The sequence below is a fragment of the Bradyrhizobium sp. HKCCYLRH1030 genome, assembly GCF_051168395.1.
Lineage (GTDB): Bacteria > Pseudomonadota > Alphaproteobacteria > Rhizobiales > Xanthobacteraceae > Bradyrhizobium.
The window spans coordinates 913,673-935,007 of the sequence record NZ_JBNPUY010000002.1 but is presented as its reverse complement, the minus strand read 5'-3'; the positions used below and the strand labels follow the sequence as shown (position 1 = coordinate 935,007).

General features: G+C 67.6%; 20 protein-coding genes. 4 read left to right on the top strand and 16 right to left on the bottom strand.

Annotated elements, in window-relative coordinates; translation table 11 throughout:
* The first annotated feature begins 86 nt into the window (after nt 1-86).
* Entirely contained in the window at nt 87-1,271 is a 1,185-nt protein-coding gene (locus ACQR1E_RS09675; RefSeq protein ID WP_316167736.1) for a glycosyltransferase family 4 protein, read from the top strand.
* On the opposite strand, the gene ACQR1E_RS09670 is transcribed toward ACQR1E_RS09675, so the two are convergent.
* The 9 genes from ACQR1E_RS09670 to ACQR1E_RS09630 form a co-directional block, all read right to left on the bottom strand.
* Nucleotides 1,272-2,450: a glycosyltransferase gene (locus ACQR1E_RS09670; RefSeq protein WP_315750701.1), complete on the bottom strand. Its 1,179-nt coding sequence runs from the start codon at nt 2,448-2,450 to the stop codon at nt 1,272-1,274.
* Entirely contained in the window at nt 2,443-3,465 is a 1,023-nt protein-coding gene (locus ACQR1E_RS09665; RefSeq protein WP_315750699.1) for a polysaccharide deacetylase family protein, read from the bottom strand. Before ACQR1E_RS09665 ends, ACQR1E_RS09670 begins: the two co-directional genes overlap by 8 nt.
* Nucleotides 3,462-4,982, bottom strand: coding sequence for a lipid II flippase MurJ (locus ACQR1E_RS09660; RefSeq protein ID WP_434896949.1), 1,521 nt, complete (start codon nt 4,980-4,982; stop codon nt 3,462-3,464). The genes ACQR1E_RS09665 and ACQR1E_RS09660 overlap by 4 nt, the downstream gene beginning before the upstream one ends.
* The gene (locus tag ACQR1E_RS09655; protein ID WP_315750695.1) at nt 4,979-5,158 is read right to left on the bottom strand and encodes a hypothetical protein; all 180 of its coding nucleotides are present in this window, start codon (nt 5,156-5,158) and stop codon (nt 4,979-4,981) included. The genes ACQR1E_RS09660 and ACQR1E_RS09655 overlap by 4 nt, the downstream gene beginning before the upstream one ends.
* Complete coding sequence (locus tag ACQR1E_RS09650) at nt 5,155-6,312, bottom strand: glycosyltransferase family 4 protein (RefSeq protein ID WP_434845008.1); 1,158 nt, start codon at nt 6,310-6,312, stop codon at nt 5,155-5,157. The genes ACQR1E_RS09655 and ACQR1E_RS09650 overlap by 4 nt, the downstream gene beginning before the upstream one ends.
* Nucleotides 6,309-8,579, bottom strand: coding sequence for an exopolysaccharide transport family protein (locus ACQR1E_RS09645; protein WP_434896948.1), 2,271 nt, complete (start codon nt 8,577-8,579; stop codon nt 6,309-6,311). Before ACQR1E_RS09645 ends, ACQR1E_RS09650 begins: the two co-directional genes overlap by 4 nt.
* 26 nt (nt 8,580-8,605) lie before the next feature.
* Entirely contained in the window at nt 8,606-9,760 is a 1,155-nt protein-coding gene (locus ACQR1E_RS09640; RefSeq protein WP_434842401.1) for a glycosyltransferase, read from the bottom strand.
* A 377-nt stretch (nt 9,761-10,137) separates the two neighbouring features.
* The gene (locus ACQR1E_RS09635; protein WP_434842152.1) at nt 10,138-10,830 is read right to left on the bottom strand and encodes a DUF2848 domain-containing protein; all 693 of its coding nucleotides are present in this window, start codon (nt 10,828-10,830) and stop codon (nt 10,138-10,140) included.
* Nucleotides 10,831-10,902: 72 nt separating this feature from the next.
* A complete protein-coding gene (locus ACQR1E_RS09630; RefSeq protein WP_434842402.1) occupies nt 10,903-12,228 on the bottom strand; it encodes a DUF3422 domain-containing protein in 1,326 nt (441 codons plus the stop codon).
* 1,181 nt (nt 12,229-13,409) lie between these two features.
* Here ACQR1E_RS09630 and ACQR1E_RS09625 point away from each other — a divergent pair.
* Complete coding sequence (locus tag ACQR1E_RS09625; RefSeq protein WP_434842403.1) at nt 13,410-14,714, top strand: PQQ-dependent sugar dehydrogenase; 1,305 nt, start codon at nt 13,410-13,412, stop codon at nt 14,712-14,714.
* A gap of 60 nt (nt 14,715-14,774) precedes the next feature.
* On the opposite strand, the gene ACQR1E_RS09620 is transcribed toward ACQR1E_RS09625, so the two are convergent.
* Entirely contained in the window at nt 14,775-15,023 is a 249-nt protein-coding gene (locus ACQR1E_RS09620; RefSeq protein WP_315715976.1) for a hypothetical protein, read from the bottom strand.
* Between the two features lie 186 nt (nt 15,024-15,209).
* Between ACQR1E_RS09620 and ACQR1E_RS09615 the strand changes: the two genes are divergently transcribed.
* Nucleotides 15,210-15,383, top strand: a complete 174-nt coding sequence (locus ACQR1E_RS09615; RefSeq protein WP_315715975.1) for a hypothetical protein — start codon at nt 15,210-15,212, stop codon at nt 15,381-15,383.
* Between the two features lie 130 nt (nt 15,384-15,513).
* Here ACQR1E_RS09615 and ACQR1E_RS09610 read toward each other — a convergent pair whose 3' ends face one another.
* Nucleotides 15,514-16,392, bottom strand: a complete 879-nt coding sequence (locus tag ACQR1E_RS09610; protein ID WP_316186403.1) for an NAD-dependent protein deacetylase — start codon at nt 16,390-16,392, stop codon at nt 15,514-15,516.
* Nucleotides 16,393-16,430: 38 nt separating this feature from the next.
* On the opposite strand from ACQR1E_RS09610, the gene ACQR1E_RS09605 reads away from it, so the two are divergent.
* Nucleotides 16,431-16,586: a hypothetical protein gene (locus ACQR1E_RS09605; RefSeq protein ID WP_315715974.1), complete on the top strand. Its 156-nt coding sequence runs from the start codon at nt 16,431-16,433 to the stop codon at nt 16,584-16,586.
* 6 nt (nt 16,587-16,592) lie between these two features.
* Here ACQR1E_RS09605 and ACQR1E_RS09600 read toward each other — a convergent pair whose 3' ends face one another.
* From ACQR1E_RS09600 to ACQR1E_RS09580, 5 genes are read right to left on the bottom strand one after another with little or no spacing between them, the layout of a single operon-like run.
* A complete protein-coding gene (locus tag ACQR1E_RS09600) occupies nt 16,593-17,498 on the bottom strand; it encodes a polysaccharide deacetylase family protein (protein WP_315715973.1) in 906 nt (301 codons plus the stop codon).
* Nucleotides 17,499-17,502: 4 nt separating this feature from the next.
* Nucleotides 17,503-18,303: an ABC transporter permease gene (locus ACQR1E_RS09595; RefSeq protein ID WP_315715972.1), complete on the bottom strand. Its 801-nt coding sequence runs from the start codon at nt 18,301-18,303 to the stop codon at nt 17,503-17,505.
* Entirely contained in the window at nt 18,300-19,166 is an 867-nt protein-coding gene (locus ACQR1E_RS09590) for an ABC transporter permease (RefSeq protein ID WP_434896947.1), read from the bottom strand. The genes ACQR1E_RS09595 and ACQR1E_RS09590 overlap by 4 nt, the downstream gene beginning before the upstream one ends.
* A 2-nt stretch (nt 19,167-19,168) precedes the next feature.
* Nucleotides 19,169-20,239, bottom strand: a complete 1,071-nt coding sequence (locus ACQR1E_RS09585) for an ABC transporter ATP-binding protein (protein WP_315715970.1) — start codon at nt 20,237-20,239, stop codon at nt 19,169-19,171.
* Complete coding sequence (locus ACQR1E_RS09580; protein WP_315715969.1) at nt 20,236-21,270, bottom strand: extracellular solute-binding protein; 1,035 nt, start codon at nt 21,268-21,270, stop codon at nt 20,236-20,238. The genes ACQR1E_RS09585 and ACQR1E_RS09580 overlap by 4 nt, the downstream gene beginning before the upstream one ends.
* Nucleotides 21,271-21,335 lie beyond the last annotated feature (65 nt).

Sequence of the window (21,335 nt, the reverse complement as noted above, 5' to 3'; positions counted from 1 at the left end):
GGCGACGTGACAAACGTTAACAGGGCTGTGCTAATGACCAGCAGATTGGAACGAAGTCGCAATGTCTGATCCCTTAGATTTCCGCTATGACGTTTGAGATCGTCCAGGTCGTTCAAGAGATAAGCAATGCCGGCGGCGTGGAAACAGTCGCTATCGAGCTGGCGCGCGTTTTCGGCCGGAATGGTTTATCGAACATCGTGCTCGCGAGCACCGTCGCGGACAATCTCGAACACACGATCAGAGTCGAGCGCGTTGCGCCATGGCTGGCGCGGATTCCGACTCGCGGACTGTTCCGGCACATCGGCCGCGCCATTGTCGTGCCGCTGTTCACGCTGGCCGCGACACGGGCGCTGGCGCGTCACCCCGACGCCGTCGTCATCAGCCACGGCGACAGCCTCAAGGGTGACGTGCTGATCGTGCATGCCGTCAATGCGCAGAGCCTCGCCGAGAAACGCGCCGCCGGCAGCTGGCGCTGGATGCTCAACCCTATGCATCTGTGGGTCGCGCTGCGCGACCGGTTCATGATCGGAGGCCTGCGGTATCGGGCGTTCGTGGCGGTGTCCTCCCGCGTCACCGCGGAGCTGCAGCGCTTCTTCCGCGTGCCGGCCGCCCGCATCCACGTCATCTCCAACGGCATTGATCTCGCGCGCTTCAAGCGCGACGCCGTCGGCGGCCAGGCGATCCGGCGTGAGTTCGGCATCCCGGAGAACGCGCGCCTGCTGCTGTTCGTCGGCCACGAATTCAACCGCAAGGGACTGGCGCATGCGATCTGCGCGCTCGATCGGCTCGGCAACAACGTCTGGCTGCTGGTCGTCGGCTCGGACAATCCCGCGCCCTACCGCAGACTGACGCGCAACGCCCAGCAACGACTGATCTTCGCCGGCCCACGCTCGGACCTGCCGGCGCTGTACTCGGCGGCCGATGCCTTCGTGCTCCCCACGAGCTACGAGACCTTCTCGCTGGTCTGCATGGAGGCCATGGCCTGCGGGGTGCCGGTGTTCGCAACGCCGGTCGGCGGCATCGAGGACTATCTGCGCGACGGCGTCAACGGCTTCCGCATTTCAGCAGACGCCGACGACATCGCGGCCAAGCTCGCGGCCGTCTTCGCCGACCCCGCACTGATGCGCCGGCTGCAGGACGGCGCCCAGGCCACCGCGCAGATCTATGGCTGGGACCAGATCGGGCTGCAATACATCGAACTGCTCAAGCAGATCGATGCCGCCAAGCGCCAGTCCGGCCGCGCAGCGATGGCGCTGCCGGTGAAGGCCTAGCTAATTCGTCTGCAGCCGCTGTGGGCGGGCGAGGCCGGATGCGGTTCTCGACTGATGCGCCGCACGGCATGCCGTTTCAATCGCCGCTGCGACCGCATCATAGGTGAAGCGCCGGAGCACGTTCGCGCGGGCCGCCTCACTGCGAACGGCGAGCTCCGCCCGCCGACCGCTGAGCTCATCGATGAGCCGACACAGGCTGCCGGGATCCTGCTCCGGCACGATCCAGCCGCCGTCGCCGACGACATCCGGAATCGCTCCGCAGGTCGATCCGATCACCGGGATGGCGCAGGCCTGGGCCTCGATGATCACGCGGCCGAACTGCTCGCGCACCGCGTCCGTGGTTCGCGTCAGCAGTAGCAATGCGTCCAGGCCGCGCAGAAAAGCCGCGACCGCAGCGGGTGAAGCCCAGCCCTGGATGGTGACGCGCCCGCCCAAACCAAGTTCGGCCACGCGCCGGCGCAGATGCGGCTCGTGCGGACCTTCGCCCATGATGCTCAGCGTCGCCGCCGACTTGCTGCGCGCGAGCGCTTCGAGCGCATCGTCGAGGCCCTTCTCGACCACCAGCCGGCCGACATAGCCGAGCCGCAGCGGCGAGCCGGCCGTCGCATTCGATCGATCACCCGCCGGCATGAAGGTCGCGAGATCGACACCATAGCCGATCGGCGTCACCGGACCCGTGTAGCCGCACGCCCTCACGACCTCAGTCGCATCGGGACTGCGCGACAGGATGTGGGCGGTGCGGCCGAGGACGAATTTGCGGATCGCCTCGAATGGTGGCGGCAGCCGTTTCAGGATGTTCTGGTCGACCTCGAGCACGAGCGCCGCACGGCCGCGCAGCATCTGCGCCTGCAGCGCGACGATGCTCCAGGGCTCTTCCCAAAGGTGAATCACGTCGGGATCGAGCTCGCGCAGCAGGCGGCGCAGCGCCGGATAGAAGTGCAGGTACCATTTCATCGGACCCGCGTCCGGGAGTCGGATCGGGAGCCGATGGATGGGAAAGGCTTCGTTGGAGTGAGCCGCGGTGATGGTGCGGCCGAATTCCTTCCACACCTCGGGCGTCACGAGATGCAGATCGACGTCGGGCCGGGACGCGAGATGGCGGTAGCGCAGCCGGCCGGCCTCGCTGCTGGTGGCCGGATGCGCAATCGAGACGATTCGCAAGCGCCCCCTGCTAGACACGGCCCATCACCTTCGCTGCAGTCCCGCTGAAGCCCGTGAGATGCAGCTCCATCGCCGCAAGCGTACGATGCGCGCCATTCATGGTGTTGCGCGGAATCGAGAACGCATCCTGCCCTGCTTTGACAAGGCCCTTGCGCGTGGTCGCGGCACTGGCGAATCCGGCCTGCCGCGCCAGCGCAAAGTCCCGCGGTCCGCAATCGGCGGCGCGCCCGTAAGGAAATGCGAAGTGCCGGACGTCGATGCCGAGCCGCTCGTTCAATCGCAGCCGCGCGCCGGCCAGCTCGCAAAGGGCGTCTTCGGAAGACAGCGACGAGATGCGCGCATGCGAGACGGTGTGGGCTCCGATCTCGATGAGCGGATCCGCCGCCAGCACTTCCAACATCTCCCAGGAGATCGCATGTTTCCAATGCATCGCCTCGATGTCGATGGCGTTGGCGGCACAGAACGCGGCGTAACGATCCGCCGCCTGCGGGCCATCCCAGCGCGAGGCGATCTGCGCGAACACCGCGCGGCGCTGCTCGGCGCTCGACAGCGCGATCCGCTCATCGTCGACCCTGACATGGTCCCTGTGCAGCAGCGCATCCTCCAAGCCGGCGGCCCACAGCGGCAACGTGCCTTCGGGAATGCCGGTCGTCACGAACAGCGTCACCGGCACCTTGTGCCTGCGGAACACCGGCACAAGCAGATCGAACGTATCGCGGTAGCAGTCGTCGATCGAGAAGTTGACGTAGCGGCCGGACGGTTCGGCGCTTGCCGTCCGGCGCAGCGCCTCGCTGATCGTCACGACATCCCAACCCTGGTCGAGGACATAGCCGAGGAAGCGATCGAGAAAGTCGGCATCGACGTAGAAGTCGCGATTGGGCAGACGCTCCCACTGCTCTGCCGGCGCGGTGCGATGGAACGTCAAACAGCAGCCGCGCGGGCCGAGCACACGATCGATCGCTTTGGCGACGGGAAGGACGAAGGCGCCGGATGCCATCATCGCTTTGGCAGCAGCGAGGGCCAGCAGGGTCAACTCAGCTCTCCCTTCATCTTGAACGTACGACGAACATGACGGAGCGCCGTGCCGACCACGGCCGGCAGCAGGATGCCGATCGCGAAGGCCAGGCAGAGCAGATACGCCAATCCGCCGGCGAACAGGCGCGGCAGCAGGCCCGGCACGGAGGTCTGAATCATCAGGCCGAGCACGACCATCAATGCGGTCGGCAGCAGGGCCAGGCCGATCACGAGCAGGAGCTTTCGCGCATCGCCGAGTACGAACACCACGCCCGACAGCAGCACGAGGCTGCGGATCGCTTCGCCAACGCCGAGCAACTGCATGCCGGCCGCCGGCGACGGATCGAACAGCGGCATCAGCAGGTTGAAGCCCATGTTGGCGAGATAGGCCGAGACGATGATGACCGCAGCGACGCCGTTGCGCCCCGCGCCATTGAGCAGACGGATCAGGATCCAGCCGAGGGTCGCGGCCCAGACGCCGCAGGCGATGCCCTTGAGCGCATGCGAGGTCAGCAGCAGGGCCTCGTCGCCGAACGCGCCGCGGAAATAGATCAGGCGGACGATGTCGGTCGAGAAGACCAGCAGGAACGCCGAGGCCGGCAAGGTCAGCGCGAGCAGCGGCCGCAGCAGCGCCTCGGTCTGCGCACGCGGATCGCGTGGGGCATGCTGCGACAGCACCGCCATGCCGAGCGGTTGGCTGATCAGCAGCAGCGCGCTCTCGGTCAGCGAGCGCGCGTAGTCCAGCGACGCGACGGCGCCGGTCGTCAGCCGCGATGCCGTGAAGCGCTCGATCCAGACATTGCCCTGCTCGGCCAACGGCAACGCCAGCAGGACGCGCAGCCGGCGGAAGAATTCGATACCCTTGTCGATCACCATGCCGGCGGTCAGGCCGGAGACGCTCAGCGCGCCCTCGCGCCACAGCGTGAACAGACCCCAGGCGGCGAGGCCATTGAAGGCGACGGTGAAGGCGCAGGCGAGCATGTAAGCGTCGCCGGTCAGCACCAGCAGGCCGATGCCGCCGATCACCGCGACGTTGAGCAGGCTGGCACGGACATTGGTCAGCCGCGTGCGGCCGAGCGCGATCTCGCCGGCGGCAAGCACATTGAGCACCGCCGACGCCGGCATGCCGAACGCCATCATGCGCACGAAGTGCAAGGTCAGCTCGCGCCCCTCCGCCGAGAAGCCGCCGACGACGGCGTTCACCCAGAGCTCACCGAGCAGCAGGATGATCGCGGTCACCAGGCTCGAGACGACGGCAATGACGATCGTCAGCGCACCGAGGCTACGCGCGGCATCCGGCCGCTGCAGCGCCTCGCGATGCATCGGGATCATGATCGCCGGCACGCTCTCGTTCTGCAGGAACGCAAGCGGGATGAGCACGGCCGCCATGGCGGCCCGGAAGCCGTCGGCGATGAGCGAGGCGCCGAGCACATGCGCCATCAACACCTCGCGGCCGAAGCCGAGCATCTTGCTCGCCAGCGCACCGCTGATCAGCAGCGCACTGAAGCGCTTGAGCGAAGGACCGGAGGCGCTCATGCGGCATCCTCCGACACGGCCGGCGGCCCTTTCCATCGCGCAGGGACTTGTCCGTCCTCGAGCAGTTTCGACCACGACGGCACCGGCGCGAGAATGGCGAACGGCGGATCGCAGTCCGCGACGAGATCGACCATACGCCGCTCGGAGGACGGGGCAGGTGTGACGATCGTGCTCACACCGCCGCTCCCGCACCGACATTGCGGATCAGCAGCCCGATCGAGTCCAGCATGCGTGCAAGACTGTAATGGGTGCGCGCGCGGCGCGACGCGTAGTCGAGCTGGGGCGCGAGGAACTCGGGTTGAGCCAGCACCGCGTCCAGAGCCTCGGACAGCGCACGCGCGTCACCAGGCGGCACGAGCAGGCCGGCCCGGCCATGTTCGAGGATGTCCGGCGCAGCGCCAGCGTCAGTGGCGATCACCGGCACGCCGGCGAGCATCGCTTCGACCAGGGTGCGGCCGAACGGCTCGGGATCGATCGACGGATGCACCATCGCGTCCACCGCCTGCATCAGCAGCGGCACGTCGCTGCGATGCCCAAGGAAGTGAACGCGATCGCCGAGGCAAAGCTCCGCGACCAGCCGTCTCAGCTCAGCCGCGTAGTCCTGCTCGCCGAACAACGCGTCGCCAACGATGATACCGTGCACGTCCGGCAATTCGGCCAGCGCCTCGATCAGAACGTGCTGCCCCTTCCACCGCGCGAGCCGGCTGAACACGCCGACCAGCGGTCCCGACGGCAGGCCGAGCCGTTGCCTCAGCTCCTCGCGCGACACGGGCACGGGTTCGACGGCGAGACCATTGGGCACGACCTCGACGAGAGAGCGTCGACCTCCGGCCTCGATGAAGGCGGCTGCGGCAGCTTCGGAGGGGACGACGACCTTCGCCGCGAAGCGGTTGGCGAGAAAGATCTGCATGCGACGCTGCAGCGCGCCGAAATGAGCCGGGCTGATGATGTCGTGCAGATGCCAGATCAACGGCCGCCGTGCCGCGATGTTGGCGATGGCCGACAGGACAAAGGCCTTCTGCGAATTGGCATAGAGGACGTCATGCTTGCGCGCGGCATGCGCGAGTTCCGCGGTGATCGCCGCGAGTCTGCCGAACAGCGGCAGCGCCTCGAGCCACGAACTGTCGCGTCTGAACTGCCCCAGGCCGTGGCCCCAGCGCGACGTGACGACCGACATCCCGCGCTCAGCCAGCACCTGGCCGAGCGGGCCCGGCTCGAACAGGAACACCGACGAATCCTTGCGGCCCTGGACGACATCGAGCAGGATCAACTCGGCGCCGCCGATCTGCCCGGTGTGATCGACGAACAGGACACGCTCGGTCGACATCACCCGGCTCCGGCGTAGGCCGCCACGGGCGCGGTCTGGACCACAGGCGCGCTGCGGTGCTCGACGTCGGTCATGGTGACGACGATGCCGACATCGCGGGCTCCGAGTGCCCTGCTCCTGCTCACCGTCGCGACCGCCGGCTCGATCAACGACCGGTCACTGCGCACGCAGACGATCGCCCAGTCCGTACCGGCAAGGAAGTCGTTCCGTTGCGACGGCAATGGTGTGTCGACGATCACGGCATCATAGCCATCGAGACCAGCGAGGAGACGGTCGAGGCTGATCGCGTCGAGAATGTCGCCGACCGGACCGGTCGCCTCACCAACCGGCAGCACGTCGAGCGAGGGATGCGCGGTGGGCAGGACCATGTCCCGGAGCGGCGTCCCGCGCTCCAGCGCGCCGAGCCATCCGGGGCTTGCCGGCAGCGCCATGATCTCTGCAAAGGCGGGATGCGAGACGTCGCACTCGACGACCAGCACGCGCCAGCCTGCGGCCGCGAGGTGCTCTGCCAGCGCACAGGTCGTGGTCGTCTTGCCATCTGCTGCATCGGGAGAGGTCACAACGATGCGCTGCGATCGGGCGGACCGCTTCAAACCGAGTTCGTGGACGAGATCATGCAGCGTGTGCTGAAAATCAGTGTCCTCGGAGGCGAGGCGCAAGACGCGCGGGATCGCCAGCGGTTGGTGGCTTTGCAGGATCGCGCCGAGCGCCGACATCTCACGCAGGCTCTTCAGGCGCGGCAGGCAGGCCAGGATCGAAACGTCGGCGACGCTCGGGAGATGGGACCTTCGTTCAGGCGCTGCCGGTGGCGTCGCCGCTTGCGGTCCGGTCACACGCTCGGCCAATTCAGGGACGATGGCCGGAGCTTCGTCGACAGCGGGCGCCTCGACCTGCTCGGCCGGCGCTTCCGGCGTGACGGGCACGGGCGGGCTGATCAGGCGCGCGCCGAGCCTGTCGGCGAGCAGCGCAGCGCCGACACCGAAGATCAACGCGAGCGTCATGCCGGCGGCGAGGAACGGGATCTTCTTCGGGAAGAACGGCTTGCTCGGCAGCTCAGCGAGGCTGACGAGACGCGTGCTGCCGCGCAGGACACGCCGTTCGGTCTCGAGCTCGCTCGCCTTCTTGTAGAGCTCGGCATATTGCTGCCGCTTGATCTCGGTGTCGCGCACCATGCTCTCGATGGAGGCCTCGTCCAGCGTGGCCGAGCCGGCCTCCGCCTTCGCCGTCTCCATCTGCCTCTTCAGCGAGTTCACCAGCGCGGTGTTGGCATCGTACGTCTTCTGCGCGCTCGCCGCGATGCTCTGCATCTCGGCGATCAGCCGCTGCTGGATGATCGCCTGCTCGCGCGTCAGCGCCAGGATCGAGGGGTGCTTCGGCCCGAGCACACCGGCCGCACTGGCGAGCTGCGCGCTCACGGTCGTCAGTTGCTGCTTGAGGTCGGCGATGGTGCGGCTCTGCAGCACCGACGGGGCGTCGGTCGGCCCGCGCTCCTGCTCCGACTTGATCTCCTGCAGCCGCGCCGCGGCGTCGGCGCGCGCGGCCTCCGCCTGCGACAGCTGCTGGCCGATGCTGGTCAGCCGCTCCGAGGAGATCGGCGCATTGGCGCCACGCATCAGGCCCTTGGTGCGGCGGAACTTCTGGATCTTGTCGTCGGCCTCGCGCAGTTGCTGGTCGAGCTGCTTCAATTCCTTCCAGAGCCAGGAGCTCGCGACCTCGCGGCTGTTGGCGCCTTCGGTGCGCTGGTCCTCGAGAAAGGTCTGCGTCAACGCGTTGGCGAGCGTCTTCGCAGCCTCGGGACTGCTCGACTGATAGGAGATGTTGATGACGCGCGAGCGGCCGGCCGAAGCAACGCTGAAGCGACTGTCGACGTGATCGATGAACGCGCCCGGATCGGTCTTGAGGCGCTGGCACGCATCGCCCGAACCCATGAGACGGCCGCGCTCGCATTCGCCGACCACGGCGTCGACCACGCCGGGCGACGACATGATCTGACGCAGCAGGCGCGGCGAGCGAATAACCAGGAGCTGGCTTTCCATGTCGGCGGGATCGCCGATCTTCTGCGCCCACGCCGCCGAGGTGTTGGCACCCGGCTCCTGCTCGGCGATGATCACGGAAGCGGTGGCGAGATAGCGCACCGGCAGCAGCACGAGCGCGGCCACGGCAAGCGCGAGAACGGCGCCGGCCACGATGGCGAACACGCCGCGGCGGCGCCAGATCCGGGCGACGGCGTCAATGCCGGACAAGGCCTCGCCGAGAGCCGCCTGCCTCATGATCTGCACCCGTACCACATCCAATATTACGCAATCAGCCGCGTCGCGCGGCCCTGATGTCCCGCACGGAAACTGTCGATCTCCTCGTTGACCGCCGCGACGAACTGGCTGCGGAAACGCTCGGCCGAGAAGAAGCTGGCGCGCTGGCGGCAGTCGAGCCGCGAGATCGATTTCTCCTTGGCCACGAACGATCGCACGCAGGCCGCGATTGCCTCGGGCTCGGGCGAGCCGAAGAACATGCCGGTCGGCCGCGGCCCCGTCGTGAGGATCGACTCGCGTGCACCGCCGCGGCCGAGCGCCAGCACCGGTGCGCCTTCGGACTGCGCCTCGACCGGGATGATGCCGAAATCCTCTTCCGCCGCGAACACGAAGGCGCGGGCGGTGGTCATGAGGTCACGCAGCTGCTTGTCGGGCACGAAGCCGGCGAACTTGACGTTCGGCCCCGCGATCGACTTCAGCCGCGCGGCTTCCGGACCGTCACCGGCCACGACCAGCTCGAGGTCCGGCATGGTGTTGAAGGCGCGCACGATCGGCTCGATGCGCTTGTAGGGCACGAGCCGGCTCGCGGCGAGGAAGTGGTTGCCGACCGGCAGGATCGCATCGCGCTGCGCGATCGTCACCGGCGGATAGATCACCTTGGCATCGCGGCCGTAGATCTTCTTGATGCGGCGGGCGACGAACTGCGAATTGGTGAAGATGGCGTCGGGACCGTGCGCGGTGCGCGCATCCCAGATCCGCATCTTGTGCAACAAGGCGCGAGCGATCAGGCCCTTGACGCCGGTGGCGTAGCCGCTCTCCTGCAGATACTGGTGCTGCAGATCCCAGGCATAGCGCATCGGCGAATGCACATAGGCGATGTGGAACTGCTCCGGCCCGGTCAGAACGCCCTTCGCCACCGCGCAGCTGGAGGAGATCACCAGGTCGTAGCTCGACAGATCGAGCTGCTCGATCGCGAGCGGCATCAGCGGCAGATAGGAGCGGTGATACTTCCGCAAGAGCGGCATCTTCTGCAGGAAGCTGGTGTGCGACTTCTCGAATCCCAGCTTGGCGCGGTCCTCGGGACGCAGCAGGTCGAACAGCGTGAAGACGTCGGCGCCGGGATAGCAGCGCAGGATCTCCTGAAGGACCTTCTCGGCGCCGCCAAGAACGTAAAGCCAATCGTGGACGATCGCGACGCGCACCGCACTCTCCCAATTCCCGGGGTATTTAATAAAACCCTTAAGGGAGGCGTTCACGCGCACAAACCCAATCCTAAACTTCTAGTTAATCGCCCTTGTCGTCCGACCCGTCGAATCCGCTGCTATCAGGTAAGGATCGATTAAGGATATGCCAGCCGCATTGCGTCTCATGCCGTGACATGGTGTGCCGGACCAGAACGCGAAACGAGGCCATGGTCCCGCTTCGGCACACTCCGGCACGATAGGCCGCCTTGCTTAACAGGCCCTTGCGGATCGCAACGCCTGCGCGAATGCAGCCATGCATGGCGACGGCCGCGACGACACGCCGCGGCCTGATCGTTAGCGCATTCCGCCGCACGCGAACGTGATCGCGCGCCGCCTCAGCCGGCGATGGCGAGCTGCTCGATCGCGTATCCGTGGCGGATGGCGCGGTTCAGCACGGGATCGACCAGCTCGAAGTCGAAGCGGTCGGCGGGGCGGATGCCGCCCTTGGCGGCAAAGGTGCCGCCGAACATCGCGGCGCCTTCGGGCAGGCCGGCGTCACCATAGCGGCGCGCGATCAGGTCGAAAGGCGCCAGCATGCCGCGCAGCGCACCCTCCTGGTACAGCACACGCTTGCCGTTGATGGTCGCGTAGGCGCGCAGCATCAGCTGGTCCCAATGCGCGGCGACGTCGTCGACCAGCCAGAGCTCGGGCGCGACCGGCTTGTCGCACATCTGCTTGGACACGGTGATGTTGTAGGTCTCGACCTTGCGGTCGGTATGATCGGAGCCGACGCCGACCAGCAGCCTTCCGCCCGCTTGCACCAGCACGAACTCGACCTCGCCGGAGGAGTCGCCGCCGCTGACCTCGATGCTGTCCGACGTCGTCAGCCGGCTGGCCGCGGCCTCGTAATAGATCGGCGTCGTCGCCGGCCTGGGAATGCCGAGCTCTTCCAGCTCGGCGATGTGCTTGTCGCGGGCGACCGGATCGCGCCCGGTCCAGCCGGCGATGACGAGGCGGCTCAGCGTGATCCGATGCCGCGTCGCCGCACCATCCGCGTGAACCAGGAAATCGATCGTCGCACCGCTCATCGTCTCATCGCCTCTTGCTGACCAGCCCGCCGCTTAGCCGTCCGACCGCTCGCTGGCAAGGCGCCCAGCCGTTCACTCCTGCTCGGCCTTCTCCGCCTCGTGATCCTCCTTCAGGTGCCGCTTGCGGATCTGGTGGGTCGTGAACCAGATCAGCGCGATCGCGACCGGCACGAAGGCGGCGGTGGCCAGCGTCGGCTCGACCGGCAGGCCGGTGTCATGCGCGCCCTTGGCGAGATAGCCGAACAGGCTGACGACGTAATAGCCGATCGCGGCCACCGACAGCCCCTCGACCGTGCTCTGCAGGCGCAGCTGCAGCTTGGTGCGCTCGTTCATCGAGCGCAGCAGATCGCGGTTCTGCTGCTCCAGCTCGACATTGACGCGGGTGCGCAGCAGGTCGGCGGCGCGCGCCAGCTTGAGCGACAGGTTCGACTGCCGTCCTTCCAGCGCGTTGCAGGTGCGCATCGCCGGCGCGGTGCGCCGCGCCAGGAACGACGACCAGCTCGAATACGGCGCGACCGGCTCGCCCTCGATCACCGCCAGGCGGGCCTGCACCAGGTCGTAATAGGCGCGGCTCGCGCCGAACCGGAACAGGCTGCCGGTAGCGCCGCGCTCCAGCAGCGCCTCGAGCTCGGTCAGCTCGCGCAGCAAATGGTTGTTGAGCTTGAACGACTGCGCGCCCTGCATCTCCGCGAGCACCTCGACCAGCCGCCGCTCGATGCGGTCGACGTCCGGCGCCAGCGCCAGCGCCGCCGGCAGGCCGAGCAGCGCCAAAGTGCGGTAGGTCTCGAGCTCCAGCACGCGCTGCACCAGCGCGCCGAGCCGCTCCGGGGTCGGGCCGTCGGCGCAGACCAGGATGCGGGTGAAGCCGTCGTCGTCGAGACGGAAGTCGGAGGCGACCGCGCCGGCGCTGCCCTTGATCGTCACGATGGCGAGGCTGCTCTTGTCGAAGATCTCCTCCGCGCGCGCCACCGGATCGGCCGCATTTTCGACCTCGAGCTTGACCGCGACCAAGAGCTCGCCGGCCTGCGGCAGCGCCGCGATCAGTGCCTGCAGCTCGGGCGCGATGGCCCCGAAGCGGCGCGGGCCTGAGTCCGCGGGCGGGCTCCAGATCCAGGTGAGGGTGGCGAATTCCGAATGCTGCTCGAAGCGCAGCCTGACCGGGCCGAGATCGACCTGGTGATGCTTGACGCCCGGCTCCGGCGGCGGCGCACCGCGCTGCGCGCAGAACGCGGCGAGGCTGGCGCGGTCGACCGCTGGACTGTCGCCCTTGGCCATGAAGGCGAAGCGGATCACCAGCACCGGCTGCGTCAGCGGCGTGAACGGCCGCGCATGCACCTCGTTCAGCACGCTCTCGCGCAGGGCATGCGGCGTGAAGGCGGACTTGTCGAGCGACGTCATCGGGAGAGTCCGCGCGTGAGAGCGACACCTGACGCAGACGATCGCGCTGCGCCTGAATTGATCACCCCCGTCATGCCGTGCATCCCCCTGACTTCCATTGTCGTCCGGCCGGCCAACGCGCCGGCAGCGTGTGACACCAGTGTAGCGCAATTCGATGACGGCGCCACGGCTGCGGCGATGTCGTGCGCGCTGGCGGCTCTCTCAGCGCCACGGCAAGTCGATCATGATGCACGCAGACACACCAACACCTCCCGCGGCGCATCTGCACCCGAGATTGCCCTCATCAAAACCCTCCGAAAATGCCGAGGGCGCAGGGAAGGCCGGACCTCGACTGAGGCCCGTGGCCCCCGTGCGGAAAAATTGCACGGGGCAGGAACCACAGGTTCAGCCGGACAGACCCGGCCCTCCCTGCGCGATGGGTTTAACGTCTGCTCCGAGCTCTCCCCGGGGACCGGCTTGTTTGCCCCCGTCGCCTGATGACACGTCATGTCATCCAGACTTGGCGCCAGCATCGGGGCGCCAGGACCACACGGCTTGAACGTCCGCGAGCTGCCAATCGTCCAGCGCATCAGCACCTGACAGGCCCGCGGCCACCGCTCCCCGCCTCTACGTATCGTGACGACGCGTACGCCCCTCTGCATGAGGACGGGATGCAGGGAGTAGAGCATGATTTCGGAAAAATAGCAAGAAAGAATTTTGACGAGATGGGCTGGCCGAGGATGATGCGGGGCGACCGCATTTCGGGAAGATCGTGCCCGTCTCTTTCCTCATCGTCATGGCCGAGCTCGTCCCGGCCATCCTCGTCGTTGGTCGGGGAGAGACGTGGACGCCCGGAACAAGCCCGGGCATGACGGGCAACCGATCTGCGCGCTTCAGCGTCGCAACGGCCCATTTCGTTGCAAGCAATGGCGCCGATATAGTTGGGCTTGAGCAAGCCATGCCAATTGCCGATCGGCACTGCACGATCAACCGCAGCGCCCCGCATGCCAGACGCCGCCGGAGGTTGGCTCTGATACGTGAATGCGTGCCAGGTGAAAGCCCCGGGTTCCGCAGCCCCGATCCGCGACCCATGCAATTGTCACGGTGGGCGTGGTAGATCATAATAGATTGGCCCTTTGCCATCGCTCGATGGTCCCGCGCCCATCAGATCCCATTTGCATCAAAGCCCTCACAGGACTCCCATGACAACCCTCTCCTCGATCGTTGCGCGCGGCGTCGCGCTGGTTGGCAATGCGGCGCTGCAGTGGCGCAAGCTGCAGGGGGAGACGCCGCAACCGGCGTGGGGGGTGCAGCCGCAGATTCCCCTGGCGAAGCCACAGGGCCTGCTGCCGACCTTGAAGATGCCGACGGCGCGGGGCTGGCGTGACGGCGAAAAGCCGGTGGCGGCGGCGGGGCTGAAGGTGAATGCGTTCGCGACCGGGCTCGATCATCCGCGCTGGATCTATGTGATGCCGGACAAGTCGGTGCTGATCGCCGAGGCCACCCAGATTCCGAGCCCGGTGCGCAACATGTTCGGCTATGCGATGCAGGCGACGATGCGCCGCGCCGCAGCCCTCGGCGTCAGCGCCAACCGCATCACGCGGCTGGTCGATGCCGACGGCGACGGCACCGCCGAACGCCGCAATGCCTTCATGGAGAATCTCAGCCAGCCGTTCGGCATGGCGCTGGTCGGCGACACCTTCTATGTCGGCAACACCGACGGCATCGTCGCCTTCCCCTATGCAGCCGGCGCCGATCGGATCAATGCGCAGGGCAAGCGTCTCACCACGTTCAAGCCGGGCGGGCACTGGACGCGCAGCCTGCTGGTCAGCCCCGACGGCAGCAAGCTCTATGCCGGCGTCGGCTCGCTCACCAACATCGCCGAGCTGGGCTTCGAGGTCGAGGAGGGCCGCGCCTGCATCTATGAGCTGGACATCGCGAGCGGCGTGAGCCGCATCTTCGCATCAGGCCTGCGCAATGCGGTGGGGCTGGCGTTCGAGCCGTCGACGAAGGTGCTGTGGACCGTCGTCAACGAGCGCGACGGGCTCGGCGACGAGACGCCGCCGGATTACCTCACCTCGGTGCGCGAGGGCGGCTTCTACGGCTGGCCCTATTGCTACTGGGGCAGGACGGTCGACGACCGCGTGCCGCAGGATCCGGCCCTGGTCGCGACCGCGCTGACGCCGGACTACGCGCTCGGTGGCCACACCGCCTCGCTCGGCCTGTGCTGGCTGCCGGCGGGCGCCCTGCCCGGCTTCCCCCAGGGCATGGTGATCGGCCAGCACGGCTCGTGGAACCGCAGCAAGCTGTCCGGCTACAAGGTCGTGTTCATTCCGTTCGAGAACGGCAGGCCGTCGGGCCCGGCGCGCGACATCCTCTCGGGCTTCCTGGCGCCGGACGAGAGCTTCTCCTATGGCCGCCCGGTCGGCGTGACGCTCGGCCCGGACGGCTCGCTGCTGGTGGCCGACGACGTCGGCAACTGCATCTGGCGCGTGACGGGCGCGTGAGCCTCGCAGGCGAGGGCCGAGGCCGCGTTCGACCCCGGCCTTGCGCATGTGCCGCCATGCTCAGTCGTGGCCGTAGAACTGGCGATTGCAGTAGCGGCGGCCCTGCTCGTGGCGCGCGGCGCGCTCGGCCGGCGATGCATTCGCCGGCATCAGGAAGTTGCCGGTGTAGAACAGCTGCAGGCAGTTGATGTAGTTCTTGTTGCCCAGCCATTCCCAGCCGGCAGACGCCGGCGATGTCGATGCGGATGCGAGCAGGCCCGCGCCCGCGACGATGGCGGCGGCGGCGAAAAGACGAATGCTGGAAGTCATGACCTTGTCCCTCGTTGCTTGCGGCTGCCCCTGCAGCCCATGCGAGGATCATGACGGTCAGGGCGCGCTGCTTCCGTGATGGTCCGCACAGAGAGGGGTGATGCCGCATGAACGGCGCCGCGGCGCTCGGCCGCGGAACAAGCATCACGCCCGCGACGTTGTCCGGCACAGCGACAGGAGAGTTTCATGGCCGACAACGTCAATCCCGAGCAGAAGCAGCCGGGCGAGCATCACGAAGGCAAGTTCCACTACAATCCAGGCAACCAGGCCGGCAAGACGGTCGAGGTCGGCAAGCCGGAGAACGAGCAGGTCAACAACAAGGACCGCATCGAGAACCGCGAGAAACCGCAGTCGCGGTGAGGCGGACACCATTTTAGTTTTTCGTCATGCCCGGGCTTGACCCGGGCATCCATCTTCTGAAGCACCGAGGAGATGGATGGCCGGGTCAAGCCCGGCCATGACGGCGGAGAGAGGGCGGACCGCCCTACTCCTACAGCAGAAACGCCAGCGCCTCGTCGCACGGCGCTTCCACCTTCAGCGACAAGAGGTCATCCGCGCGGGTGCGGCCGAGATTGACGGCGGCGATGGGGATGTTGCGGTCCGCGGCGGCGCGGACGAAGCGGAAGCCGGAATAGACCATCAGCGAGGTGCCGACGACGAGCATGGCGTCGGCCTGCTCGACATGCTCGCGCGCGGTGGCGACGACCTCGCGCGGGACGGTTTCGCCGAAGAACACGACGTCGGGCTTGAGGATGCCGCCGCAGGCGCGACAGGCCGGCACATTGAAGTCCGCGAAATCGACGCCGTCGAGATCTGCATCGCCATCGGGCGCGGCGGCCGCATCATGCGCCAGCCAGCGCGGATTGGCGCCGGCCAGTTCGTCCTGAAAGTCGGCCCGCGACAGCACGGCGCCGCATCCCAGGCAGCGGACGCGATCGAGCCGGCCGTGCAGATCGATGACGTTGTTGGTCCCGGCGGCCTGGTGCAGCCGGTCGACATTCTGCGTCACCAGCAGCGAGCTCTTGCCCTGCGCCTCCAGCCGCGCCAGCGCATGATGCGCGCCGTTCGGCTGGGCGCGGCCGAACCGCCGCCAGCCGACCATGCTGCGCGCCCAATAGCGGCGGCGCGTATCGTCGCTGCCGACGAAGGCCTGATAGGTCACCGGCGGCGTGCGCTTCCACTGCCCGTCGGTGTCGCGATAGTCGGGAATGCCGGAGTTGGTGCTGCAGCCGGCGCCGGTGAGCACGACGATGCGGTGGTGATTATCGAGAAAGGATTTCAGCGCGGTGGGATCGGCCATGGCGCAGATGTAGTCGCCGGAACCGGCCTGCGCCAGTCCGCCACACCCCGGCCGGATCGCATGAACCATTGCGCACGCCCGGTCTTATCCCGGCGGGAGGACCTGCCATGACACCACGCAACGGGCATGATCGCGGATTGTGGCCGCTCGACGCGGACGAACGGGATGGCGAGCCGATCGATGACGAGCGCGACCTCGCGACCGGCGAGGGCGGCACCATCGAGGTGCCGCTGACCGACGAGGACATCGCCAACGACGATTGACCGCGCTCAGGATTCCGGCGGCACCGTCGCCAGCCAGTGCCGGGCGATGTCGGCGCGCGGCGCGATCCACGCCGCACCGTTGCCTGTGATGTGATTGAGGATGCGGTCGAGCGCGCCGATCCGGCCGGGGCGGCCGATCATGCGCAGATGTAGCCCGATCGACAGCATCTTCGGCGCCGTCGCGCCCTCGCGCACCAGCCAGTCGAAGGCGTCGATGACGTAGTCGGCGAAGTCCGCGCCGCGGAAGCGCGAGCCGTTGAAGAACTGCATGTCGTTGCTGTCGAAGGCGTAAGGCAGCACCAGATGCGGGCGGCCGGCGACGGCGACATAATACGGCAGGTCGTCATTGTAGGCGTCGCTGTCGTAGAGGAAGCCGCCCTGCTCGACCAGCAGCCGCCGCGTGTTGGGCGAGCTCGCCGAGCGCGTGTGCCATCCCAACGGCGGCCTGCCGGTGACGCGCTGGATCGTCTCCACCGTGCGCGCGATCACGCGGCGCTCCTCGGTCTCGCCCATGCCGGCGTGGCTCTGCCAGCGCCAGCCATGCGCAGAGATCTCATGGTCGCGCGCCACGGCATCGCGGGCGAGCTCCGGCGAACGCTCCACCGCGCGGCCGCAGGCGCTGACGGTGACCTTGACGCCATGGCTGTCGAACAGGTCCATGATGCGCCACCACGCCGCCCGCGTGCCGTATTCGAAATGGCTGTCGATGCAGGGGTCGGGGCCGTCGAGCCGGTGCACGACCTCGTAGATCGCCTCGTTGCTCGTATCGCCGTCGCACATCGAGAATTCAGAGCCCTCCTCGAAATTCACCACCAGCGACACCGCGACGCGTGCGTCGTGGGGCCAACGCGGATGCGGCGGCCTGCCGGCATAGCCCGTGAGATCGCGGCGGAAGGCAGGCTGTGAGGTCATCGTGTCAATCCGCGGTTCCGGCCATGCGGTGCAGGCCGACCAGGCGATCGCTGATCAGCAGCAGCACCAGGGTGCCGGCAAGAATGAGGGTGGAGAGCGCGGCCAACGTCGGATCGGGCGCCTCCTCGATATATTGCAGCATGCGGATCGGCAGCGTCTTGGAACGCACATCCGTCAGGAAGATCGAGACCGGATAGTTGTCGAACGAGGCCAGCAGGCTGAACAGCCCTGCGATCAGGAACGACGGCGCCAAAGCCGGCACCATCACCCTGAGCACGCTGCCGGCATAGGTGCAGCCGAGCGTGCGCGCCGCCTCGATCAAGGTGAAGTCGAAGCGGGAGAGCCCGGCGATCATGGTGCGCGCGACGTAAGGCAGCGTCACCACGAGATGCGCCACCAGCAGCGCGCTCCAGGTCGCGGTGAAGCCGACCATGCGGAAATATTGCAGCAGCGCGATGCCGAGCACGAGGCCGGGCATCATCAGGGGCGACACCAGCAGCGTGCCCAGCGCGGTGGCGCCGGGCAGCCTGCCGCGCGCGATGGCGATGGCGGCGAGCGTGCCGGCGACCAGCGACAGCGCGGTCGACAGCACGGCGATCTGCAGCGACAGCGACAGCGACGGCCAGAAACCGTCGAGCCGGCCGATGCGGCCATACCAGCGCAGCGATGCGCCTGACAGCGGCAGGTCGAACACCGGCGTCGGCGAGAAGCTTGCCGCGGCGATCACGACCAGCGGCAGCAGCAGGAACAATGCGAGCCCGACCGCGAGCGCCCAGCAGATGATGATGGCAAGGCGCGACATCATTTGGGCTCGCGCGACAGCATCGCGCTGAGCGCGACGACGATGACGGCGATCGCCAGCAGCACCACGCCGGCGGCGGCGCCGAAGCCGGGCTCGCGCGCCAGGAGATAAGCCTTGGCGATGGTGGTGGCGAGCGTCGGATATTTCTCGCCGATCAGCAGCGTCGGCACCACATAGGCCGACACCGACAGCGAGAACACCAGGGCGACGCCGGCGATGATGCCCGGCAGGGTCAGCGGCAGGATGACGCGGAAGAACACGACCAGCGGCGAGGCGCCGAGCGTCGCGGCGGCTTCCGCATAGCGCCCGTCCAGCTGCGCCACCACCGCGTAGATCGGCAGCGCCATGAACGGCAGGAAGATATTGACGGCGCCGACGATCAGCGCGGTCTGGGTGAAGATCATGCGGATCGGATCCTCGATGATCCCGACTGCGATCAGCACCGTGTTGATGAGGCCGTCGCTGCGCAGCAGGATGGTCCAGGCGAACGCCTTGACGATGACGGAGGCGGCGAGCGGCAGGAACAAGGTCGCCAGCAGGATCGAGCGCAGTGGGCCGCGCGCACGCGCCAGCGCGAACGCCGCGGGATAGGAGATGAGGAAGGCGATCAGGGTCGTCGGCAGGCCGAGCCGCAGCGAGTTCCAGATGATTCCGAGATAATAGGGCGTGCCGAGCAACCGGACGTAATGCGCCGAGGTGACGCCGCCCTTGGGGTCGAGCACGCTGACGCCGAGGAGCAGCGCCAGCGGCAGCACGAACACCAGCGCGATGATCAGCAGCGATGGCGCGACGAAGCCGAAGGCGGCGAGCCTGTCGCGATCCGGCGCGGGCTTGACGATCGGTGCTGATAGCACGGCGTCGGTCATGGTCAGGTCTCGGCGGCGAAGGCGAAGGTCTCGGCGACGGGCCAGGCGAAGCGGACCTCGTCATGCACGCGCGGCAGCTCGGCCTCGCGGCCCGAGAGCTCGGCGAGCAGGCTCGCGCCAGCGCCGGCATCGACGTCCACCAGGGTCCGCGAGCCCTGGAACACGACCGACCGAACTCGGCCGGCCGCGGAGTTGGCACCGTCACCAGCGCCCAGCCGCAACTGCTCCGGCCGCGTCGCCACGATCACCGAGGCGCCCGGCTGGAACGCGCCGCGCGCCGACAGGCGGCCGACCGGCGTCACCACCTCCACAGTGCCGTCCTGCGCGCCGACCACCTGGCCGGCGATGCGCGTCGACAGCCCGACGAAGTTGAGCGCGAACAGGCTGGCCGGCCGGGCATACAGCTCGCGCGGCTCGGCGAGCTGCTCGATGCGGCCCTTGTTCATGACCGCAACCCGGTCCGACATCGTCAGCGCCTCGTCCTGGTCATGAGTGACGAAGATCGCGGTCGCCTTGACCTCCTGCAGCAGGCGGCGCAGCTCGACCTGCATCTCCTCGCGCAGCTTGCGATCGAGCGCCGACAGCGCCTCGTCGAACAGCAGCACGTCCGGCTCGACCGCGATCGCCCGCGCCAGCGCGACGCGCTGCTGCTGGCCGCCCGACAGCGCCGAGATGCGGCGGCCGCCGAGATGGCTGAGCTTGACCAGCGCGAGCGCGCGCTCGACCGCGCGGTCGGTCTCGGCCTTGGGCGTGCCGCGCACCTTCAGTCCGAAGGCGACGTTGCCGGCGACGGTGAGATGCGGAAACAGCGCATAGCTCTGGAACACGACGCCGACATTGCGCCGGTGCGGCGGCACATGGGTGACGTCGCGCCCGGCGAGCGCGATCGTCCCGGTGTCGGGCGGCGCGAGGCCGGCGATCGCACGCAGCAAGGTGGTCTTGCCGCAGCCGGATGGGCCGAGCAGGGTCACCAGCTCGCCGCGGCGGATCGTGAGATCGACGCGATCGAGCACGGTCGCCGCGCCAAACCGCTTCGAGACCCCGCTGATGACGAGATGCGGAGCGGCGCTCATGTCATCTCCTTGCTCCAGCGATCGACCCAGCCGGCGCGGTTCTTCGCGATGAAGGCCCAGTCGGGCGCGAACAATGTCGCGGGATCGGGATAACCGGCCGGCAGCGGCGTGGCCTGATTGGTCGGCGCGATGAACGCCGTCTTGGCGAGGATGCTCTGCGCCTCCGGGCTGAGATAGAAGTCGATCGCGGCGTCGGCGAGGTCGCCGGCCGGCGCGCCGCTCACCTTGGCGATGCCCGACGGCATCGAGAAGCCGCCATCCCTCGGGATTGCGAGATCGACCGGCGAGCCGTCCGCTTTCCGGATCAGCGTGTAGGCCGAGAACTGGCCGCCGATCATCCAGGCCTCGCCCTGCTCCAGCAGATTGATGGCCTGCGGTGCGTTGGTATAGACGTTCAGCAGATTGGCCTTCAGGCTCTTGATCTTCTTGAAGCCGGCGTCGATTTCGTACTGCGCCTCCTTGTAGGGCTTGCCGGTCTCGAGATGCGCGGCGGCGAGCAGCGTCCAGAACCCTTCGGTGTTGGACAGCGACGGCACGACGATCTTGGAGTCGTATTTCGCGTCCCACAGCTCGGCCCAACTGACGGGCGGCGTCTTCATGCGCCTGGTGGAATAGGCGATGCCCACCCACGGCTTCTGGTAATTGGCCCACATGCCGTCCTGGTGCACGGCGTCGTCGACCAGCTTGCCGAGATTGGGAATCGCCGACGCCGACATCTTGGTGATCAGCCCTTCGGCCGCGGCCGGCAGCATCACCGGGTCGTCCATGATCACCACCGAGATCTTCGGGCTCGCCTTGTCGGCCTGCATCTTCTGCAGATTGGTCAGCGAGTTGGTGCCCTCATAGAGCACCTTGCAGTCGAGCTTCTTCTCCAGCACCGGAAACAGGTCGGAGTTGAAATATTTGGCGGCGCCGGCCGGGCCGCCGATCACGATCTCTTTCGGGGCGGCGCGCACCAGGGCTGGCGCGGCGAGCGTGGCGGCGAAGGCCGCACTGGTCTTCAGAAGGCTGCGTCGGGAGAAGGGGTGCATGACGAGGATCCCGTGTGAGCTGTCGCGTGGCGTGTCACCCGCGATCAGCAAGCGCCGTGCCAAAT

Coding starts and splice junctions, on each gene's coding strand:
- ACQR1E_RS09675 (WP_316167736.1), top strand. CDS start 87: ATGACGTTTGAGATCGTCCAGGTCGTTCAAGAGATAAGCAATGCCGGC.
- ACQR1E_RS09660 (WP_434896949.1), bottom strand. CDS start 4,982: ATGAGCGCCTCCGGTCCTTCGCTCAAGCGCTTCAGTGCGCTGCTGATC.
- ACQR1E_RS09645 (WP_434896948.1), bottom strand. CDS start 8,579: ATGAGGCAGGCGGCTCTCGGCGAGGCCTTGTCCGGCATTGACGCCGTC.
- ACQR1E_RS09635 (WP_434842152.1), bottom strand. CDS start 10,830: ATGAGCGGTGCGACGATCGATTTCCTGGTTCACGCGGATGGTGCGGCG.
- ACQR1E_RS09630 (WP_434842402.1), bottom strand. CDS start 12,228: ATGACGTCGCTCGACAAGTCCGCCTTCACGCCGCATGCCCTGCGCGAG.
- ACQR1E_RS09625 (WP_434842403.1), top strand. CDS start 13,410: ATGACAACCCTCTCCTCGATCGTTGCGCGCGGCGTCGCGCTGGTTGGC.
- ACQR1E_RS09620 (WP_315715976.1), bottom strand. CDS start 15,023: ATGACTTCCAGCATTCGTCTTTTCGCCGCCGCCGCCATCGTCGCGGGC.
- ACQR1E_RS09615 (WP_315715975.1), top strand. CDS start 15,210: ATGGCCGACAACGTCAATCCCGAGCAGAAGCAGCCGGGCGAGCATCAC.
- ACQR1E_RS09610 (WP_316186403.1), bottom strand. CDS start 16,392: ATGGTTCATGCGATCCGGCCGGGGTGTGGCGGACTGGCGCAGGCCGGT.
- ACQR1E_RS09605 (WP_315715974.1), top strand. CDS start 16,431: ATGACACCACGCAACGGGCATGATCGCGGATTGTGGCCGCTCGACGCG.
- ACQR1E_RS09600 (WP_315715973.1), bottom strand. CDS start 17,498: ATGACCTCACAGCCTGCCTTCCGCCGCGATCTCACGGGCTATGCCGGC.
- ACQR1E_RS09595 (WP_315715972.1), bottom strand. CDS start 18,303: ATGATGTCGCGCCTTGCCATCATCATCTGCTGGGCGCTCGCGGTCGGG.
- ACQR1E_RS09590 (WP_434896947.1), bottom strand. CDS start 19,166: ATGACCGACGCCGTGCTATCAGCACCGATCGTCAAGCCCGCGCCGGAT.
- ACQR1E_RS09585 (WP_315715970.1), bottom strand. CDS start 20,239: ATGAGCGCCGCTCCGCATCTCGTCATCAGCGGGGTCTCGAAGCGGTTT.
- ACQR1E_RS09580 (WP_315715969.1), bottom strand. CDS start 21,270: ATGCACCCCTTCTCCCGACGCAGCCTTCTGAAGACCAGTGCGGCCTTC.